Source organism: Micromonospora sp. BS32 (genome assembly GCF_059089345.1).
Genome location: NZ_JBSSHR010000067.1, coordinates 1 through 630, shown reverse-complemented (window position 1 = coordinate 630; position 630 = coordinate 1). Strand labels below are relative to the sequence as shown.

Annotated in this window: 1 protein-coding gene; it reads right to left on the bottom strand. The window is 78.1% G+C overall.

Annotated elements, in window-relative coordinates; translation table 11 throughout:
- A partial coding sequence (locus tag AC5RWQ_RS30270) for a hypothetical protein (protein ID WP_494286012.1) occupies window positions 1-227 on the bottom strand: 227 nt, incomplete at its 3' end.
- Between the last annotated feature and the right edge of the window lie 403 nt (window positions 228-630).

Sequence of the window (630 nt, the reverse complement as noted above, 5' to 3'; positions counted from 1 at the left end):
GACTCGGTGAGCGCCCGGACGCGGCCCTTCGCGCGGGCCGCCTCCGCGTCGCCACCGATCTTCGCCAGCGCCGCCTCGTGGTCGGCGCGGGCCTTCACCTTCTCGGCCTTCGCCTTCGCGACCGCCTGCCGCACCGGCGCCATGTCCTGGAAGCGCTGGCGCCGATCGGCCAGCCAGCCGGTCATACCGCGTACGGCGGCCACCGCGGTGGCGATCGCCACGACCATCGCAGTGCTCAGCCCGGCCCGGCCCGGCCCGCGTCGGCCGCGGTGCCGGTCGACGGTAAGGCCGCCACCCCTGCCCCTGCCGCAGGCAGGGAGGGAACCGGCGGCGGCGGGACCGCCGGGGCGGGGAGCGCCCGGGTCGGGTGCGCGGCCGCCGGGGCGGGAGCGGCCGGAGCAGCAACGGCCGGTGCCGGCGGGGCCGATGGCGGGGCCGGCGGGGGAGGTGCAGCAGGCGGCGGAGGCGGAGGCGGCGGCACCGTCCCGGAAGGACGGAGCGGGATCACCTGCCCGCCACCGTTCCCGCCGCCGTTGGTGGTGTTGTTGCTCATGGGCTTTCTCCCGGAGAGGGTTGACAGGCTGTGACCGCTTCGCGTACGCGCGCACGCGCCCGAGCGCCCGCGTGTCC